Origin of the sequence: Priestia sp. YIM B13486 (assembly GCF_042787865.1) — a bacterium.
Lineage (GTDB): Bacteria > Bacillota > Bacilli > Bacillales > Bacillaceae_H > Priestia > Priestia megaterium.
In genome coordinates, this window is the sequence record NZ_JBHZOZ010000001.1 from 265133 (window position 1) to 282116 (window position 16984).

Annotated in this window: 16 protein-coding genes; all 16 read right to left on the reverse strand. The window is 39.5% G+C overall.

The features are described from left to right. Positions 1-96: 96 nt before the first annotated feature. Positions 97-642: a ReoY family proteolytic degradation factor gene (locus ACFX4G_RS01285; RefSeq protein ID WP_377572654.1), complete on the reverse strand. Its 546-nt coding sequence runs from the start codon at positions 640-642 to the stop codon at positions 97-99. 97 nt (positions 643-739) lie between these two features. Then, the gene (locus ACFX4G_RS01290; protein WP_272911060.1) at positions 740-2002 is read right to left on the reverse strand and encodes a tetratricopeptide repeat protein; all 1263 of its coding nucleotides are present in this window, start codon (positions 2000-2002) and stop codon (positions 740-742) included. A 253-nt stretch (positions 2003-2255) separates the two neighbouring features. Then, on the reverse strand, positions 2256-3545 hold the full coding sequence (gene aroA / locus ACFX4G_RS01295) for a 3-phosphoshikimate 1-carboxyvinyltransferase (protein ID WP_043976400.1): 1290 nt from the start codon (positions 3543-3545) through the stop codon (positions 2256-2258). A gap of 21 nt (positions 3546-3566) precedes the next feature. Further along, positions 3567-4667, reverse strand: a complete 1101-nt coding sequence (locus ACFX4G_RS01300) for a prephenate dehydrogenase (RefSeq protein ID WP_043976398.1) — start codon at positions 4665-4667, stop codon at positions 3567-3569. Positions 4668-4739: 72 nt separating this feature from the next. Then, positions 4740-5843, reverse strand: coding sequence for a histidinol-phosphate transaminase (gene hisC, locus ACFX4G_RS01305; protein ID WP_377572656.1), 1104 nt, complete (start codon positions 5841-5843; stop codon positions 4740-4742). A gap of 4 nt (positions 5844-5847) precedes the next feature. Then, the gene (gene trpA / locus ACFX4G_RS01310) at positions 5848-6663 is read right to left on the reverse strand and encodes a tryptophan synthase subunit alpha (protein ID WP_013084883.1); all 816 of its coding nucleotides are present in this window, start codon (positions 6661-6663) and stop codon (positions 5848-5850) included. Continuing rightward, positions 6650-7864 carry a tryptophan synthase subunit beta gene (gene trpB / locus ACFX4G_RS01315; RefSeq protein ID WP_013059002.1) on the reverse strand — a complete coding sequence of 405 codons (1215 nt, stop codon included), beginning with the start codon at positions 7862-7864 and terminating at the stop codon, positions 6650-6652. The genes trpA and trpB overlap by 14 nt, the downstream gene beginning before the upstream one ends. Next, complete coding sequence (locus ACFX4G_RS01320) at positions 7861-8487, reverse strand: phosphoribosylanthranilate isomerase (RefSeq protein ID WP_377572658.1); 627 nt, start codon at positions 8485-8487, stop codon at positions 7861-7863. The genes trpB and ACFX4G_RS01320 overlap by 4 nt, the downstream gene beginning before the upstream one ends. Further along, positions 8477-9244, reverse strand: a complete 768-nt coding sequence (trpC, locus tag ACFX4G_RS01325; RefSeq protein ID WP_013084885.1) for an indole-3-glycerol phosphate synthase TrpC — start codon at positions 9242-9244, stop codon at positions 8477-8479. Before trpC ends, ACFX4G_RS01320 begins: the two co-directional genes overlap by 11 nt. Continuing rightward, positions 9234-10259 carry an anthranilate phosphoribosyltransferase gene (gene trpD, locus ACFX4G_RS01330; protein WP_377572660.1) on the reverse strand — a complete coding sequence of 342 codons (1026 nt, stop codon included), beginning with the start codon at positions 10257-10259 and terminating at the stop codon, positions 9234-9236. Before trpD ends, trpC begins: the two co-directional genes overlap by 11 nt. Next, the gene (gene trpE / locus ACFX4G_RS01335; RefSeq protein WP_043976388.1) at positions 10252-11766 is read right to left on the reverse strand and encodes an anthranilate synthase component I; all 1515 of its coding nucleotides are present in this window, start codon (positions 11764-11766) and stop codon (positions 10252-10254) included. Before trpE ends, trpD begins: the two co-directional genes overlap by 8 nt. A 283-nt stretch (positions 11767-12049) precedes the next feature. After that, a complete protein-coding gene (gene aroB / locus ACFX4G_RS01340) occupies positions 12050-13132 on the reverse strand; it encodes a 3-dehydroquinate synthase (RefSeq protein WP_377572662.1) in 1083 nt (360 codons plus the stop codon). Next, a complete protein-coding gene (gene aroC / locus ACFX4G_RS01345) occupies positions 13132-14304 on the reverse strand; it encodes a chorismate synthase (protein ID WP_013059008.1) in 1173 nt (390 codons plus the stop codon). The genes aroB and aroC overlap by 1 nt, the downstream gene beginning before the upstream one ends. A gap of 134 nt (positions 14305-14438) precedes the next feature. Beyond that, positions 14439-15221 (reverse strand): CheR family methyltransferase, encoded by a 783-nt coding sequence (locus ACFX4G_RS01350; protein ID WP_377572664.1) that lies wholly within the window; start codon positions 15219-15221, stop codon positions 14439-14441. Between the two features lie 210 nt (positions 15222-15431). Continuing rightward, entirely contained in the window at positions 15432-15881 is a 450-nt protein-coding gene (gene ndk / locus ACFX4G_RS01355; RefSeq protein WP_013059010.1) for a nucleoside-diphosphate kinase, read from the reverse strand. Positions 15882-15996: 115 nt separating this feature from the next. Continuing rightward, positions 15997-16962, reverse strand: coding sequence for a heptaprenyl diphosphate synthase component II (hepT, locus tag ACFX4G_RS01360; protein WP_377572666.1), 966 nt, complete (start codon positions 16960-16962; stop codon positions 15997-15999). Between the last annotated feature and the right edge of the window lie 22 nt (positions 16963-16984).

Genomic DNA, 16984 nt, shown 5'->3' on the forward strand with positions numbered 1-16984 from the left:
CCCGCTAAAGCTTGTCTTATTTATTTTCCAAAATGAATAAGGAGATAAAAAAAGAGATTGACCTTTTTCTAAGAAGCTAGCCAATCCCTCAGTTATCTACTGTACATAATGGTTATTTAAATATTCGCTTAAGCGCTGAAATTCCTCTTTATCGTTTTCATCTAATGCTTTATCAATTAGTTCCATGATTTTTGATCGCTGAAACTTCTGAATAGATTCTTCCAATATTTGCTCAGCTAATACTCTGTCTTTTTCATTTGTATGATTAGCTTTTGGCATATACGGATTGTCTTCCAGTACAGCCACATATTGAGGCGATGAATACAACGATCGGAAGTTTAATTGAATATAAATGTCTTCTTCTCGATTCAAACGAATATCATGAAATGATTTTTCTGCATCGGTTGTCATGATATTTTCTTTATAAAAACGAAATGGAGGGTCTTCCACACAGTGCGTGGACATCACCATCCCGCGAGGACAAAACTGTGCTTGCTCAACGAAGTGAACTCGTTTCATCAATTGATCATGGCTCATCAAATAATTTAAAATCCATACACATTCTCTTCGCTTCAGCTGATAATTCGTTAAAAACCAGCGAACAAATTCTTTTTTCTCGTTGACAGTAACAGGGGTCGTCATATTCTCACTTCCCTCCTCTGTGTTTAAACTCTCAGTTAAAACACCTTTTACAGTTATTTATTCCACACGGCAGCAATAAAATCCTCTGAACTATTATTTATTCTTCTAATTGAAATAATATGTCTTGAATTTCATCTACTGTTGGATCCATTGCTAATAAGGCTTGGAAAATCCCCTTCGCTTTCGAGCGCTGTCCTTCTTCTAATAAGAAGTAGCCATACTCTTCTAAAAACGCATACTCTTCTTTAAAAACAGTATATGCAGATTCGTAGTATTTTAGCGCTTCTTCATAATTTTCTAATTCTTGGTGAGCTTTTGCTAAATCCCATTCAAAATGAGGGTCATGCTCATTATATTCTTTGGCGTGCTCTATATTCTCTACTACATCTTCATATCTCTCTTGACTCATATAAAGTTTAGAGAGAGTTAAAATGGCTTCAATATACCCTGGATCTAGTGCAATCGCTTGTTGAAATGCCGATTCAGCGTCTTCTTCTAGACCGCGCTTTAATGCTATCTTCCCCTTAAAAAAGTAAAGTTCTTTTTGAAATTCATCCTGCGCAATACCTTCGTTAACAGCCACCGCAGCCTCTTCTAGCATCTCTTCATGTTCATATGATTTTGCTAAATATAAATAAAGAGAATGGTACTCACGGTCTAGCTCTTTTAGTTCTGTGAACTTTTCAATAGCGGTCTGATAATGACCTGCTTGATACGCTGAAATCGCATATTCAAATAGTGTGTTAATCTCAAGCTTATCTTTTAGCGCTTGATCAAAGTAAGGAAGCGCTTCTTCAAACTGGCCGATACCTGCTAAACTTTCAGCTAATCGCTGACGAAGATCCGTGCCGTTAAATTCTTTTTCTGTTTTTAGCAGCGTTTGATAAAAAGGAATCGCCTTTTGATAAATTCCTTGACTGCTGTAAAATTCACCGAGCCCAAAATCTATAACCGGCTCATTTGGAAGCATTTTTTTCGCTTCCATTAACTTTTGCTCACTTACTTCACTAAGGCCTTGCATTTGATATAAGTCAGCTACAAGAAGCAGAGCTGGCACGTAGTTATCATCTTCGCTGCTAATTTGATTTAAAATATGAATCGCTTCTTCTTCTTCTTCTAAATCGATAAGCATTTCAGCTTTTAATAAATACAGCTCGCCTTCTTCTGGGTATTTAGCGATGAGCTCGTCTATTAAAGGCAGCGCATCATTTACTAGTCCCCACTCTTGAAGCTGTTCAGCCATTAAAAATTTTTCTTCGTCTGTAGCTTTATCTTTCAATTCATGAATAAGGGCAAGACCTTTTTCAATTTCATTGGATTCTACGTAACCTATCGCGCGGTCTAGTTCTTTCACACACAATTCTCCTTTATTATTACATTCACTTTTTATATACAAATAAAACGAATTAATTTTCTATTTTTTCCAAACCGAAGCAAGAACACATGCTTCTATACACCATGATAAAATAGTTTGAGCGTTTGTTCAACAAATCAATTTGAACGCGCTTACATTTTTCGAATAAAAATCCGAACGAGTTTGATTCTCTATCAAGAATATCAATTCATCGTTCGGATTTTCCTTCAACCAAAATGCGCTTGTTCCAGCCTCTTTCTTATTCGCTTAGTTTATCAAGATCTTCAAAGAAAGTAGGATAGGAGACGTGAATAGCTTCACTTCTCATTAGTGTTACCTCTCCCGTTGCAATGGCTGCTGCGACCGCAAGCATCATTCCAATTCGATGATCTCCATAGCTGTCTACTTCACCGCTTTTTAGAGCCGTCTTGCCTTCAATGATGAGGCCATCAGCTGTTGGAGTAACAGAGGCACCTAGCTTGCTTAACTCCGTTGCAACCGTATCGATACGGTTCGTTTCTTTTACTTTTAATTCTTCGGCATCTTTAATAACTGTTTTCCCATTCGCCTGAGTCGCCAAAAGAGCGATCACTGGAATTTCATCAATTAAACGAGGAATTAAATCCCCCCCAATTTCAATCCCTTTCAACTGAGACGTTTCAATCGTCAAATCGCCAATAGGCTCTCCATTTTGAATACGTTCATTAGAAATTGTAAGGCGTGCACCCATTTGCTGAAGCACATCAATAATACCTGTTCTTGTAGGATTGAGTCCGACGTTTTTCAAAACGATTCGGCTGTTTGGAACAATGGCTCCTGCAACAAGAAAGAACGCAGCTGAAGAAATGTCACCAGGTACGTATACATCCGTTCCGCGCAGAGATTGTCCTCCTTCAATGCTTACAGTCGTTCCATCTACCTCTACGTCTACTCCAAAGGCGCGAAGCATACGCTCTGTATGGTCCCGTGATGTAAAAGGCTCGGTTACTTTTGTTGTGCCTTCCGCATGAAGTCCCGCAAGTAAAATCGCTGATTTTACTTGTGCACTTGCTACAGGAGAATGGTAATGAATTGCTTTTAAAGCTCCTCCTCGAGTGGATAAAGGCGTATATTGGCCGTGCTCACGCCCATCAATCTTTGCACCCATAGAGCGCAGGGGCACCGTAACGCGACTCATAGGACGCTTGGCAATCGACTCATCTCCAATTAGAGACGTATGAAATGGCACACCTGCAAGAATCCCAAGCATTAAACGAGTAGTCGTTCCTGAATTTCCTACATCTAAGATGGAAGCAGGTTCACTTAACCCTTCGATACCTTTACCTTCCACTTCGACATACTCGTCTTCTCTTTTAATCGATACGCCCATCTTTTCAAAACACGAAATCGTACTTAAGCAATCTTCCCCCGCTAAAAAATGATTAATCGTTGTTTTCCCTTCTGCCATCGCTCCGAACATCACAGCTCTGTGAGAAATCGATTTATCTCCAGGAATAGAAATTTCTCCTTGGAGAGATGAAAGATTAGTTTTTAATTGTTTTCCACTCATTTCATTCACACCTTTCGTACATTAAGAAATAAACGTCTGATATTGATGCTGATGGAGACACGCTCTTGCCCGCTTTCTATCTTCCTCTGTTTGAAAGCTCAAACGTAATACTCCGTATATGTCTTCTCGTGTTTCTAAAATTCGAATGTTTGTAATACTGATTTCATCTTCTGCTAAATAACCCGTTACTTCTGAAATAATCCCCGGATAGTCAGGAACATCCACATAGAGATCATAAAAGGATGGAATCGCTCCTTTGGTTCGTACAGGAAGCTGATCTCTAAATTGTTTTGCTTGTGAAAAATATGTATAGATATCGTTCGCGTCTTTTCGTTCGATCATATTTCGCACGTCGTTCATTTCTTCAAGCCAGTGGTCAAACATTGAAAGAAGCGCATCCTGGTTATGAAGCAAGATATCTCTCCACATCGCTGGACTGCTTGAAGCAATACGTGTAATATCACGAAACCCTCCAGCTGCAAGCTGCGAAACTAGCTGGTTGTCTTGTTGGTAATATTCTGCTTGATGAACAAGGCTTGCAGCAATAATATGAGGAAAATGGCTGATGACACCCGCTAATTTATCATGTTCTTTTGGTGACATCACAATAATTTTGGCTTTTGTACCACTTAGCAATTCCTTTAAACTGCCTAAAGCCTCCGAAGAAGTAGAAGATGAAGGTGTTAATACATACATTGCATTTTCAAACAAATGAGCTTTAGAAGCAGCTACTCCGCTTTTATGAGACCCCGCCATTGGGTGACCGCCGATAAACTCAATACCTTTAGCAATAAGAGCTTCCGCTGTTTTCACGACCTCTTCTTTTGTACTTCCTACGTCTGTGACGATAACAGACTGTTTAAGCGTAAAATGTTCTAACTGTTTTAGCACTTCCGCTGCTTGAGTGACCGGAATGGCAATAACAATATAATCCGCTTGCTCCGCGCCTTGTTGTAAAGAAGAAGCCGCTTGGTCAATTACACCTAGGGTTTTGGCAAGCTCCAGCTGCTCTTGATTAATGTCAAAACCTATTACATCAAGATGATGATGCGTCTTTTTTATATTAAGTGCCAGCGATCCTCCAATTAACCCCAAACCTATAACAAAAACATTTTCTTTCACTTTCCTTCACCTCATTGTACATATGAAGATGAGAGTGTGAAATCACACTCTCATCTTTTACTATATTAGGTATTAAGCTTTCGCTGCTGCTTGGTTAACAAACTGCTGAAGCAATTCAATAATTTGTTCATTTTGTTCTTTTGTTCCCACTGTAATACGAACGGAAGTTGGGAAGCCTAATGCATTCCCTGAACGAACAATAAATCCGCGTTGCAATAAAAATTGAAACACTTCATCGCCTTGACGACCAAAATCGATTAGAACAAAATTAGTGAAAGACGGATAATAGTTTAAGCCATTCTTATTACAGAAAGCATAGTATTGCTGCAAACCTTCTTCATTTTTCTTTTTACACTCTTCAATGAACGCTTGGTCTTCAAGAGCAACAATTGCTGCTTTTTGAGCCATGCGGCTTGTATTAAAAGGTTCACGAGCCGGCTCAATTTTTTGTAGCAATGATTCGTTTGCAATACCGTAACCAATGCGCAAAGAAGCTAAGCCGTATGCTTTTGAAAATGTGCGAAGTACAATTAAGTTTTCGTATTCATTCAAAAACTCTACCGTATCCGGATAGTCGGCTTGATCTGCTGCATACTCAAAATAGGCTTCATCCATAACGATTAATGTATGCTTAGGAACTTGTTTCATAAAAGAAATTAACTCATCGCCCTTCACATACGTTCCCGTTGGGTTATTAGGACTGCATACCCACACAATTGTCGTATTTTCATCAATTGCACGAAGCATAGCATCTAAATCATGATCTCCGCCGCGCAGCGGTACTTCACGAATTTCTGCACCTTCAATTACGGCATTGTGCTTATATTGAGGAAATGACGGCGTCGGCATGACAGTATTTGTATCAGCCGATAGCAAAGCTCGGCAAATAATTTGAATGACTTCATCAGACCCATTTCCAAAAATCAGCTGATCTTGCTCTACGCCTACGTGCTTTGCTACTGCTGCACGTAGTTCAGCTGCATAGCCGTCTGGATAAAGCGCCATATTTTCGATTTCTGCAGCAATCGCCTCTTTTACTAAAGCAGAACTGCCGTAAGGATTTTCATTAGATGCTAATTTTACAACGCGATCTAAATTAAATTCACGCTTTACTTCTTCAATTGGCTTACCTGGTTTATATGGAGATAAAGTTAGTAATTGTTCTTTTACCTTCAACGTGTTACACCTCGCATTTTTGTATAGGCGAAACGATGGATGCAACATACTCCTCAATTTGATTTAATCCGTCCCGGCGTGTATCCTTATTTAAAAGAACTTGTTCAAGCTGGCCAATTTTATTAACAATTGCACTTCCAATTACAATGCCGTCGCTATGTTCCTTTAACACCTCTACTTGTTCACTTGTTGAAATCCCAAAACCGACGGCAACCGGTATAGAAGCTGCTGCTTTCACATCTTCTAAAAAGGTGCCAATATCAGCTGGCAACGTAGAGCGAACCCCAGTAACGCCTAAAGACGACACGCAGTATAAGAAGCCTGTTGCATCTGCAGCGATTTTTTGGATACGCTCTTTAGATGTAGGAGCAACCATTGAAATGTACGCAACTTCATTTTCAGCGGCAAGCTCTCGGATACGGCCACTCTCTTCGTACGGTAAATCCGGAATTAGCACTCCATCTATTTCATTTTCTCGCATTAACGCGAAAAAGGATTCTAAACCTAATTGTAACACAGGATTAAAATAGGTAAAGAGAATTACCGGTATTTTCACACCTTTTTTTCTCATCACCGATACAAGCTTAATGGCTTTTGAAATAGACATGCCGCCAGATAAAGCTCTTTTAGATGCCTCTTGAATAATTGGACCATCTGCTAAAGGGTCAGAATATGGTACGCCCAGTTCTAAAATAGAAGCACCTTGCTTTTGCAAAGACAAAGCAATTTCCACCGTTGCATCTTCATGAGGATCTCCTGCTGTAATAAATGGAATAAACAATGTTTCATGTTTAGGTAGTCTCGCTTCAAACGTATTCATGTTCTTCTTCCTTCCCTTCTAGCAAGTTTACTAATGTATGAACGTCCTTATCTCCTCGACCTGACAAGCAAATTAAAATGGTTTCTTCTTTCGTCATGCTTTTAGCCAGTTCAAATGCTTTTGCCAGCGCATGGGCGGACTCAATAGCCGGGATGATTCCCTCTGTTTTCGCCAGCAGCTGAAGAGCTTCGATTGACTCATCATCCGTTACACTTTCATATTCTACTCGGCCAATAGATGAAAGGTGAGAATGCTCTGGACCGATACCTGGATAATCCAAACCTGCTGAAATAGAATAAGGCTCTGTAATCTGACCATTTTCATCTTGAAGTAAATACGTGAGCGTTCCGTGAATAACACCTTTTGTGCCTTTAGCCATTTTAGCAGCATGGAGGGCTGTATTTAGTCCTTTCCCTCCTGCTTCTACGCCGATCAAGCGTACATTTTCTTCTTTAATAAAATCATAAAACATTCCGATTGCATTACTGCCGCCTCCGACGCATGCCACGACAGCATTCGGAAGTTTGCCTTCTACCGCTGTAAACTGTTCTTTTGCTTCTTCTCCAATAATTTTTTGGAAATCTCGAACCATTTTAGGATAAGGGTGCGGTCCAATAGCCGAACCAATTAAGTAAAAATGATCTTCACAATGTTGAACCCAATAGCGAATCGCTTCATTTGTTGCATCTTTTAGCGTTTTTGTTCCAGAAGTTGCAGGAATGACTTCCGCTCCTAGAAGCTTCATGCGAAAGACGTTCAATGCCTGACGTTCAATATCTTCTTCTCCCATGAATACTTTACATTCCATTCCGAACTTTGCAGCTACTGTAGCTGTGGCTACCCCATGCTGACCCGCTCCTGTTTCAGCAATAATTTTTGTTTTTCCCATACGTTTAGCAAGTAAAATCTGTCCAATGGCATTATTGATTTTGTGAGCACCCGTATGATTTAAGTCTTCACGTTTTAAATAAATTTTTGCCCCGCCGAGCGTTTCGGTAATATTATCAGCATATGTTAAAGCTGTTGGTCGCCCAGAGTAGTTAACAAGTAAGGATAGATACTCATCTTTAAATGCCGGATCTTTCATTGCTTGATTCAAAGCTGCTTCTACTTCTTCAAGTGGCTTCATTAATGTTTCAGGTACGTATTTTCCGCCAAATTCACCAAAGCGGCCAAATTCATCAGGATGATTGTATGTCATAGTATGATCTTCCTTTCAATCTCTATAATTTTTGTATAGTCCTTCGTTCCATTTGTTTCAATACCGCCAGAAATATCAATCGCCTCAGGCTTGTAGGGTAACAAGTTCTCAATGTTACAAGCATTGATTCCTCCAGCAATAAAGCATTTTTTACCTAACCTTTGGGCAGCTGATTCATACTGAGGAACGAAACTCCAATCAAAAGCGACGCCCGTTCCTCCAAATTGTTCTTTAACCTTGCTATCAATTACATACCCGTCAGCCTCTTCATATACATGCATTTGCTGCACCGTTTCTTTATTGTGAGGGAGCGCTTTCCACACTTCATATCCACGCTGCTTTAACCGACGTACGTCCGCAGCTGTTTCTTGCCCGTGGCACTGAATTACGCCTAAATTTGTTACGGAGGCAATTTCAATTATTTGATCTACCGGTGTATTAACAAATACCCCTACTAGCGAGACTTGTTTTTTTATTTCATCCGTTACAAACTCATTTACTCGTTCAGGCTTTACATATCGTTTACTTCTAGGATAGAAAATAAAGCCAATGTGAGTAGCAGCCGACTTTTCAATTAAAGCTATATCTTGTTTTGATCGAATACCACAGTACTTAATGAGCATATTCACTTTCCCCAAACAGCTTTTCAATCGCTTTGGTTTGATTATCCTGCCTCATAAGCGATTCCCCTACTAAAATAGCTTTTGCTCCCGCTTCTTTTACGTAGGAAACATCATCGTATAAGTAAATTCCGCTTTCACTCACTAACAGCTGATTTTTCGGAACATGCTTGGCGATTTCTTTGGTCTGCTGCACGCTGGTTTCAAACGTGTGAAGATTTCGATTATTAATGCCAATAATCTTCGGGGTAAATACAGCTAGCAGCTTTTCAAGCGTTTCTAGAGAATGCACTTCTACTAAACAATCTAACTCTTTTTCAGCAGCTTGAAGATAAAGCTCTTGCAATTTTAATGGTTCAAGTGCTTCTCCAATGAGTAAAATAGCGTCAGCACCGATTCTTGCACTTTCTTCCACTTGAATGGAATCAATGATGAAATCCTTGCGAAGCACAGGGATAGAGACATGCTGTTTAATGTCACTTAAAAACGTTCGATTCCCTTGAAAATAGTGCTGATCTGTTAACACAGACAAAGCATCTGCTTTCCCTTTCTCGTAGGCTTTAGCAATTTCCACAGGCTGAAAATTCTCTTTTATTAATCCTTTGGAAGGAGAAGCTTTTTTCACTTCTGCAATAAGAGCCAGCTCTCGATTCGGATTTGATAAAGCGTCTAAAAATGATCGTTTTGCAACATTTTGCTGTTCGGGTAACTGTAGGTTTTGAATTTCTTCTTTTTTTGTTTCAATAATTTTATTGAGCATGTTCAACCACCTTTTTCGATTTCAATCGTTGTAATTGTGTGTATGCAGCACCTGATTCAATTGTTTCTAAAGCTACAGCTACTCCTTCTTCAAAAGTAGAAACATTTCCGCTAACGTAAATAGCTGCAGCAGAGTTTAATACGACTGCGTTTTTAGCAGTTACATTGCTTTTATTTAAAAATAGCGATTCAATAAGCTCGGCACTCGATTTCGCATCTTCTACCACTAAGTCTTCAAGCTTCCCTCTCTGTAAGTGTACATCCTCTGGTGCAAGCGCATATTCTGTAATGACATTGCCCTGTACTTCTACAACATCCGTTACATCCGTGGCACTGATTTCATCTAAACCGTCTCTGCCCGCAACCAGAAGGACGTGGTTAGCTCCCAGTACAACAAGCGCTTCTGCTAATTTTCGTGCAAGCTCAATGGAATAAACGCCAATTACTTGCTTTGTGCAGTTAGTAGGGTTTGCTAATGGACCTAATGCATTAAAAACCGTTCTAAATCCTAATTCCTTTCGAGTAGCAGCAACATGTTTCATAGCAGGGTGATAAAGCGGCGCAAATAAAAAGGACATATTGAGGTCAGCCACCGCATTTTTCACTTCTTTTTCATTTCCTTGAATCCATATATCCAGATGTTCTAACACGTCGGCACTTCCGCTTTTAGAAGATACGGCTCGGTTCCCATGTTTCGCAACCTTTACTCCCGCAGCAGATGCCACAATCGCACTAGCCGTTGAGATATTAAACGTAGAGGCCCCGTCTCCTCCGGTACCGCATGTATCTACTACGTTTAATTCTTCTAGAGAAATAGCATTCATATTATTTTTCATACCTCGGACAAAACCAACAATTTCATCGACGGTTTCTCCTCGATACGTTAAGATGGTTAGCACGCTAGCAATTTGAGCTGCCGGGACTTTACCGTTCATAATATCATTCATAATTTTTTCTGCTTCTTCCGCTGAAAGTGACTCACCGCGCAAACACTTTTTTAACAATTCTTTAAACATATACATCCTCCTTTTTATCGTAGATGTCTTGGGCTAATTGAATTGTTTTGATTAAAGCGCTAGCTTTATTGCGGGTTTCTTTCCACTCAAGCTCCGGTTTTGAGTCAGCAACCACTCCTGCTCCAGCCTGGATATAAGCGGTCTGGTCTTTCAAAAGAATGGTCCGAATCGCAATGCACGAATCAATGTTTCCATCAAATCCGAGATATGCTACGGTTCCTGCATATACATTTCGCGCAACTGGTTCAATTTCATTTAAGATTTGCATCGCTCGCACTTTTGGAGCGCCAGATACGGTACCCGCTGGAAATGCAGAAAGCAGCGCATCAATGGGATGTACTTTTTCGTCAAGGCGCCCTGTCACTTTAGAAATCAAGTGCATGACGTGCGAAAAGTTAACCTGCTGCATTAATACTGGTGTTTGGACACTTCCATACTGTGCAACTCGGCCGATGTCATTTCTTGCTAAGTCCACGAGCATATAGTGTTCTGCCCGCTCTTTTTCATCGTTAATTAAGTCTTCGTATAAGCGCGCATCTTCTTCTGCATCCCTGCCACGTCTTCTCGTTCCTGCAATCGGATGAATTTCTAAATGGCCGTTTTCAATTTGAATCAACCGCTCAGGAGAACTTCCAATTAGCTCCACGCCTTTTACTTTCACGTAAAATAAATAAGGGGACGGATTAACTAATCGCAATACTCTGTAAATATCAAATCCAGCTACGGTCGTATCAATTTGAAATCTCTGCGACAATACGGCTTGAAAAACATCTCCGCTTTTAATGTATTCCTTAATTTTTTCCACATCTTGCACAAATTTATCTTTTTGGTATGACGATGTTACGCCTTCAAAGCTAACTTCGCGCTGCTCGCTTTCAAACATCATTGGCTTTTCTTTCACCGTCTGCGCTATTCTTTCAACATATCTATTGATCTCTGCTAAAGCTTCACCGTATTTTTCTTTTTTCTGCTGCTCTTTGTCTTGCTCATTAAGCTGAATGTAGTGAATCACCATAAGCTCTTTTGTTTGATGATTGTAAGCAAGCATCGTTTGACAATAGATAAAGTGAAAAGTAGGCATGTTCAAATCATTTTGGGCATGTACGTTCACTTTTTCAATTTGCGATACTGCGTCGTAGCTGATAAACCCTACTGCTCCTCCTTTAAAAGGAAGTGCAAGGTCTGGTACTTTCACTTTCAGCTCTTGCTGAATTTTACAAAACACCTCTTTAAAGCTATCTCCTTGCAGCATAGGCTGAAGCTGCTTATTTTTTGCTAGATAGGTTCCTTTTTCTTCCTCAACATACAAAAATGGATTTAAGCCAATAAAAGAATAATTGGACCATGGTGATGATTCATCATTACTTTCAAGCAAATATACGGCTTCATCTTTTACTTGTTGAAAAAGATCAACAGGTGTCATGCTATCGATAAATATTTTTTTTATAATTGGAATGGTTAAATACTCTGTAGAGTCTTCTAAAAAAGAAGTATACGTGTTCGTCATATCTTTCAATCCTCCATTTCATGGAGAATGAGAATAGATGAGGTTATATAAAAGAGGATATAATAAATAAACCCAAAGACACATCAAAAATGGGCCTTTGGGTATACGAATGGTAAAATTCACTCAACTAAACTCTGCTCAACTGTCTCATTCTCGTCTACCCTAATCTCAACTAAACTGTCTATTGTTTTCTCATAACTAAAATCTCTAAACTAACTTGTTACCAATTGTAGTACGTTTCAAATCCATTTGTCAACTACTATCTACTTGGCTTTAGACGAAACTAAGCTTTAAGCTCTTCATTCAGCAGTTTAAGAATCACTTCATCTTCTACTTGTTGAACAAAAGGTTTGCCTATGCCTTCAAGCAGTACCATGTGAACATTGCTTGATTTAGACTTCTTGTCCGCTTTCATTCTTACGAGCAGTTTTTCAGCTGAAAGATGCTTTGGGACAGACGTCTTGTAGCCAAATTTTTCAAACCATTTCGCAATGTCGTCCACAGAGAACTGACTTTTTTCAAGAACATTGCTGACTTTCATAGCAAACAGCATACCAATCGCTACGCCTTCTCCGTGACTGATTTGTCCATAGCCGCACTCCGCTTCGATCGCATGCCCTAGCGTATGTCCAAAGTTCAGGTGAGCGCGAACGCCAGCTTCTGTCTCATCTTCTTTTACAACAGATGCTTTGACTAAAATACCGTTTTGAATAGCATAAATTAATTTTTCATCTTGTAAATCAGTCAGCGATTGTATATTTTGCTGAAGCCATTTATAAAATGCTTCATCGTGAATAAAAGCGTGTTTAATCACTTCTGCAAAACCGGAACGCCATTCTCTTTCGGGAAGCGTTTTAAGAAGATCAATATCATAAACAACCGCTTCAGGCTGATAAAAAGCACCAATCATATTTTTTCCAAGCTCATGATTAATGGCTACTTTACCGCCTACAGCACTATCGTGAGCAAGAAGCGTCGTTGGCACTTGAATAAAAGAAATTCCTCTCATATAAGTAGCGGCTACAAATCCAGCTAAATCGCCTACTACTCCTCCCCCAAAAGCAATAACGAGCGTATTGCGGTCAAGCTGCTGTTCGAGCGCAAATGTCTGACAATCGTAGTAATGTTGAAATGACTTTGCATGTTCACCGCTTGGCACTACGTATTTAGCCACTTTAAATTTTGTCTCAATCGCTTTTACAGCCGCTTCTCCATAATATGAATCTACAGCTGAATCGGTGATGATTAACACGGACGACAGATTAGGTTTTACACTCTCGATAATAGAAGGCAGCTTTTCAATTAATCCATTTCCTAAATAAAGAGGGTATGTTTTAGATAAAGTTTGAATATCAATTTGCAACATTAAAACTCCCTCGCATGTGCACGCATTTTCTCAATATTTTCAGCAATTAAATCAATTCGGTCTTGTCCAAACTGTTCGATTAGCGCATCAGCCAATTCCCAAGCTACAACGGCTTCTGCTACAACGCTTGCCGCCGGCACAGCGCAGCTGTCTGAACGTTCGATGCTTGCCTCGAAGGCTTCTTTTGTTTCAATATCAACACTTTTTAACGGCTTGTAAAGCGTTGGAATAGGCTTCATTACTCCGCGTACTACAATTGGCATACCTGTTGTCATGCCGCCTTCAAAGCCGCCTAAGTTGTTTGTTTTACGGGTATACCCGTTCTTTTCATCCCATAGAATTTCGTCATGAACTTCGCTTCCTGGTCTGCGAGCCGCTTCAAATCCAATCCCAAACTCAACGCCTTTAAATGCATTAATGCTCATAACAGCTGCAGCAATCTTCGCATCTAATTTACGATCGTAATGAACATAGCTGCCTACTCCTGCTGGCACGCCTTCAATAATAACTTCTACTACGCCTCCGATAGAATCGCCATTTTTCTTAGCATCATCGATTGCTTGCATCATGTCCTTCTCAACAGCTGAGTCAAAACATCTTACTGGAGAAGCTTCAGTGACTTCTTGCAGTTCCTCTAAGCTTTTGTATTGAGGCGGATTTGCCTGTACGCCGCCAATTTCTAATACATGTCCAGCTACAGAAATCCCGAACTGAGCAAGGATTTGACGAGCGACTGCACCTGCTGCTACCCTTACAGTTGTTTCGCGAGCTGAAGAACGTTCTAATACATTTCTCATATCGCGATGACCATATTTAATAGCGCCGTTTAAATCGGCATGCCCTGGTCTTGGTCTTGAGATTTTGCGCTTTACTTCTTCTGATTCTTCTTCAGAAATTGGCTCGATGCCCATAATTTTTGTCCAGTGTTTCCAGTCGTTATTTTCTACCGCTAACGTAATAGGAGATCCTAGCGTATAGCCGTGGCGGACACCGCTTAAAATTTCCGCTTGATCTTTTTCAATTTGCATACGTCTTCCGCGACCATGACCTTTTTGTCTTCGCGCTAAATCTGTATTGATGTCTTCGGCTGTTAAAGGAAGCCCTGCCGGAACACCCTCTAAAATAGTAGTCAATTGTGGACCATGTGATTCTCCTGCTGTTAAATATCGCATAATCGTACCTCCGCTTAATATGTATTATTCGTCAGAATTTTTCCATTTTTAAATATGACTATACCATACTATAACATAAGAATGTACAAAAAGTTTCACCTCAGCTTTTAAGAAACCGCTTCAGGTTGTCTCAATTAAATGGTCTTTACTTTTCTGTAAAAAAACGTATCAGCCGTTTCAAATCCATACTTTTGCGGAGTAAAAACCTGTTCTGTGCTACCTACAAATAAGATGCCGCCAGGTGCTAAAGCTCTGCTAAATTTTTCATATAAAGCATGCTTTGCTTCATCTGTAAAATAAATAAGCACATTTCGACAAACAATCAAGTCAACGTTTTTTGGAAAAGAGTCTGACAGTAAGTTATGTTTCTGAAAAACAACTGTTTTTTTGATTTTTTCATCTAATAAGTACCCGGTTCCTCTTTGTTGAAAGTACTTATTTTTCATCGAAACAGGCATCTCCTGAAGTGAACGTTCATCATAAAAGCCTATTTTTGCTTTTTCTATCACTTTTTCATCCAAATCAGTCGCTAATATAGAAATACGCGAAAGAGGAAAAAATGTTGATAAAACCATCGCTAGTGTATATGGCTCTTCCCCTGTTGAACAGGCAGCGCTCCACACTTTCAGGTCTGTTTTTCCTTTTACAAGAGCCGGTAAAATTTTTTGCTCCAATATATCCCACCGCTGATAGTTACGATAAAACTCTGACACGTTAATCGTCATCCGATCTAAAAACTCCTCAAGCAGTTCGCTGTTACTGCTCATTGCTCGATAATATTCAAAAAAACTAGAAAAACCTTTTTTTTCATACAAGGAGGTGAGGCGGCGTTTCATTTGAGACTGCTTATATAGTGATAAATCAATGCCTGTTTTTATTTTTATTTTCTCCACAAACGCGTTGTATTCATCTATCATTTTTAACTCTCCTTTCTCATTTCTATACGTTTATGTTAGACGTATAAGGAAATAAAACCTTTATATACGCTTAGCTTCTTATTAATATATCGGAATACATTGTGAAAATGTTTATGTAGAGAGATATTCGCAATCAATAGCCTAGAACCTATGTATAAACACAATAAAAAAGACGAATGAAAAATCATTCGTCTCCTTGCGCTATTTAAATTAGTAAATCCAAGCGTCTGCGTCTTTTTTATAGAAAGTCAGCTCTTCACTTTCAAAGAATAAGCTGATTTCACGCTCCGCACTTTCTGGTGAATCTGAGCCGTGAATAATATTCTTATCGACAATCAGTCCATAATCACCTCGAATAGTTCCAGGAAGCGCTTCTTGAGGGTTAGTTTTCCCCACCATTTGACGTGATACTGAAATCACGTTTTCACCTTCCCATACCATAGCAAAAACTGGACCTGATGTGATAAATTTCACTAACTCACCGAAGAAAGGTTTCTCTTTATGTTCACCGTAGTGTGTTTCAGCTAATTCCTGCGAAATATGCATAAGCTTAGCTCCGACTAATTGAAAACCTTTTTTCTCAAAGCGAGAAATAACCTCACCAATAATGCTTCTTTGTACCCCGTCTGGTTTGACCATTAAAAACGTTTTTTGTATCATTTTACTCTCCACCCCTGAAGTTCATGATATGTAAACAAGTTTTGAAAGCGCAATCACACCTCATGAAGATATTAACATTGTTTCGAGCAGTTTACAACTTATGAAAGTAAATAAATCAAAATTTCCGTTTTCCAATGTACTTCGCAATTTGATGCAGCGTTTTTTTCGCCTTGTTTGGCGGCAGTTCTTCTAAAATGCTCATCGCTTTTTGCAGATAACGATCGCTCATCTCAAATGAACGTTCAATGGCGTTAGAAGATTTAATATCAGAAATAATTTCATTGATCAGCTCTTGCTCATATTCCCTCTCGAAAAGCTGTTCTACTTTATCTCGAAACTCAGCATTTTCAATGGCATACAAAACTGGCAGCGTAATATTTCCTTGCAGTAAGTCGCTGCCAACTGGTTTCCCAAGCTGTTCTTCTGATGAGATAAAATCTAAAATGTCATCGGTAATTTGAAATGACATTCCAACGTAATATCCAAACCAAAATAAACGTTTATGTATATCTTCAGGAGCTTCCGCTGCAATTGCACCTAACTGACAGCTTGCAGCAATTAGCAGTGCCGTTTTACGTTTAATTCTACGCAGATACACGCGTAAGTTTTGGTTTAGGTTGTATTTGTCCTTAATCTGTTCAATTTCACCGAGCGTTAATTCCACCATCGTATTAGATAAAATTTTATGTGCTTCCACATCTTTAACCTCACTCATAACTTCAAGCGCACGAGCAAAGATGTAATCCCCTGTATACATAGCAATACGATTGTCCCATTTTGCCTTAATCGTTGGTTTTCCGCGTCGCTTATCAGCGTCATCAATAACATCATCATGAACAAGAGACGCCATGTGAATCAGCTCAAGCGCTACTGCCACGTGTTTGATTTGGTCGATGTTGTAATGCCCAAATTTAGCTGCCAACAAAACAAATACAGGGCGAATTCGTTTCCCCCCTGCTTGTAAAAGGTGAAGAGAAGCATCTGTGATAAGTGTTTCATCGGTATGAACAGTTTGTTCAAGTTCTTTCTCAATAAGGGTAATATCCGTATTCAAAAAAGCGTACATCATTTTTAGTTTCATTGGACTCACCTTGCATTATATA

Bases quoted from the DNA above. Each gene is read 5' to 3' on its own strand.
- ACFX4G_RS01285 (WP_377572654.1), bottom strand. From the start codon at position 642: ATGACGACCCCTGTTACTGTCAACGAGAAAAAAGAATTTGTTCGCTGG.
- aroA (WP_043976400.1), bottom strand. From the start codon at position 3,545: ATGAGTGGAAAACAATTAAAAACTAATCTTTCATCTCTCCAAGGAGAA.
- trpA (WP_013084883.1), bottom strand. From the start codon at position 6,663: ATGAATACGTTTGAAGCGAGACTACCTAAACATGAAACATTGTTTATT.
- trpB (WP_013059002.1), bottom strand. From the start codon at position 7,864: ATGACATACAATCATCCTGATGAATTTGGCCGCTTTGGTGAATTTGGC.
- ACFX4G_RS01320 (WP_377572658.1), bottom strand. From the start codon at position 8,487: ATGCTCATTAAGTACTGTGGTATTCGATCAAAACAAGATATAGCTTTA.
- trpC (WP_013084885.1), bottom strand. From the start codon at position 9,244: ATGCTCAATAAAATTATTGAAACAAAAAAAGAAGAAATTCAAAACCTA.
- trpD (WP_377572660.1), bottom strand. From the start codon at position 10,259: ATGTTTAAAGAATTGTTAAAAAAGTGTTTGCGCGGTGAGTCACTTTCA.
- trpE (WP_043976388.1), bottom strand. From the start codon at position 11,766: ATGACGAACACGTATACTTCTTTTTTAGAAGACTCTACAGAGTATTTA.
- aroB (WP_377572662.1), bottom strand. From the start codon at position 13,132: ATGTTGCAAATTGATATTCAAACTTTATCTAAAACATACCCTCTTTAT.
- aroC (WP_013059008.1), bottom strand. From the start codon at position 14,304: ATGCGATATTTAACAGCAGGAGAATCACATGGTCCACAATTGACTACT.
- ACFX4G_RS01350 (WP_377572664.1), bottom strand. From the start codon at position 15,221: ATGATAGATGAATACAACGCGTTTGTGGAGAAAATAAAAATAAAAACA.
- ndk (WP_013059010.1), bottom strand. From the start codon at position 15,881: ATGATACAAAAAACGTTTTTAATGGTCAAACCAGACGGGGTACAAAGA.
- hepT (WP_377572666.1), bottom strand. From the start codon at position 16,962: ATGAAACTAAAAATGATGTACGCTTTTTTGAATACGGATATTACCCTT.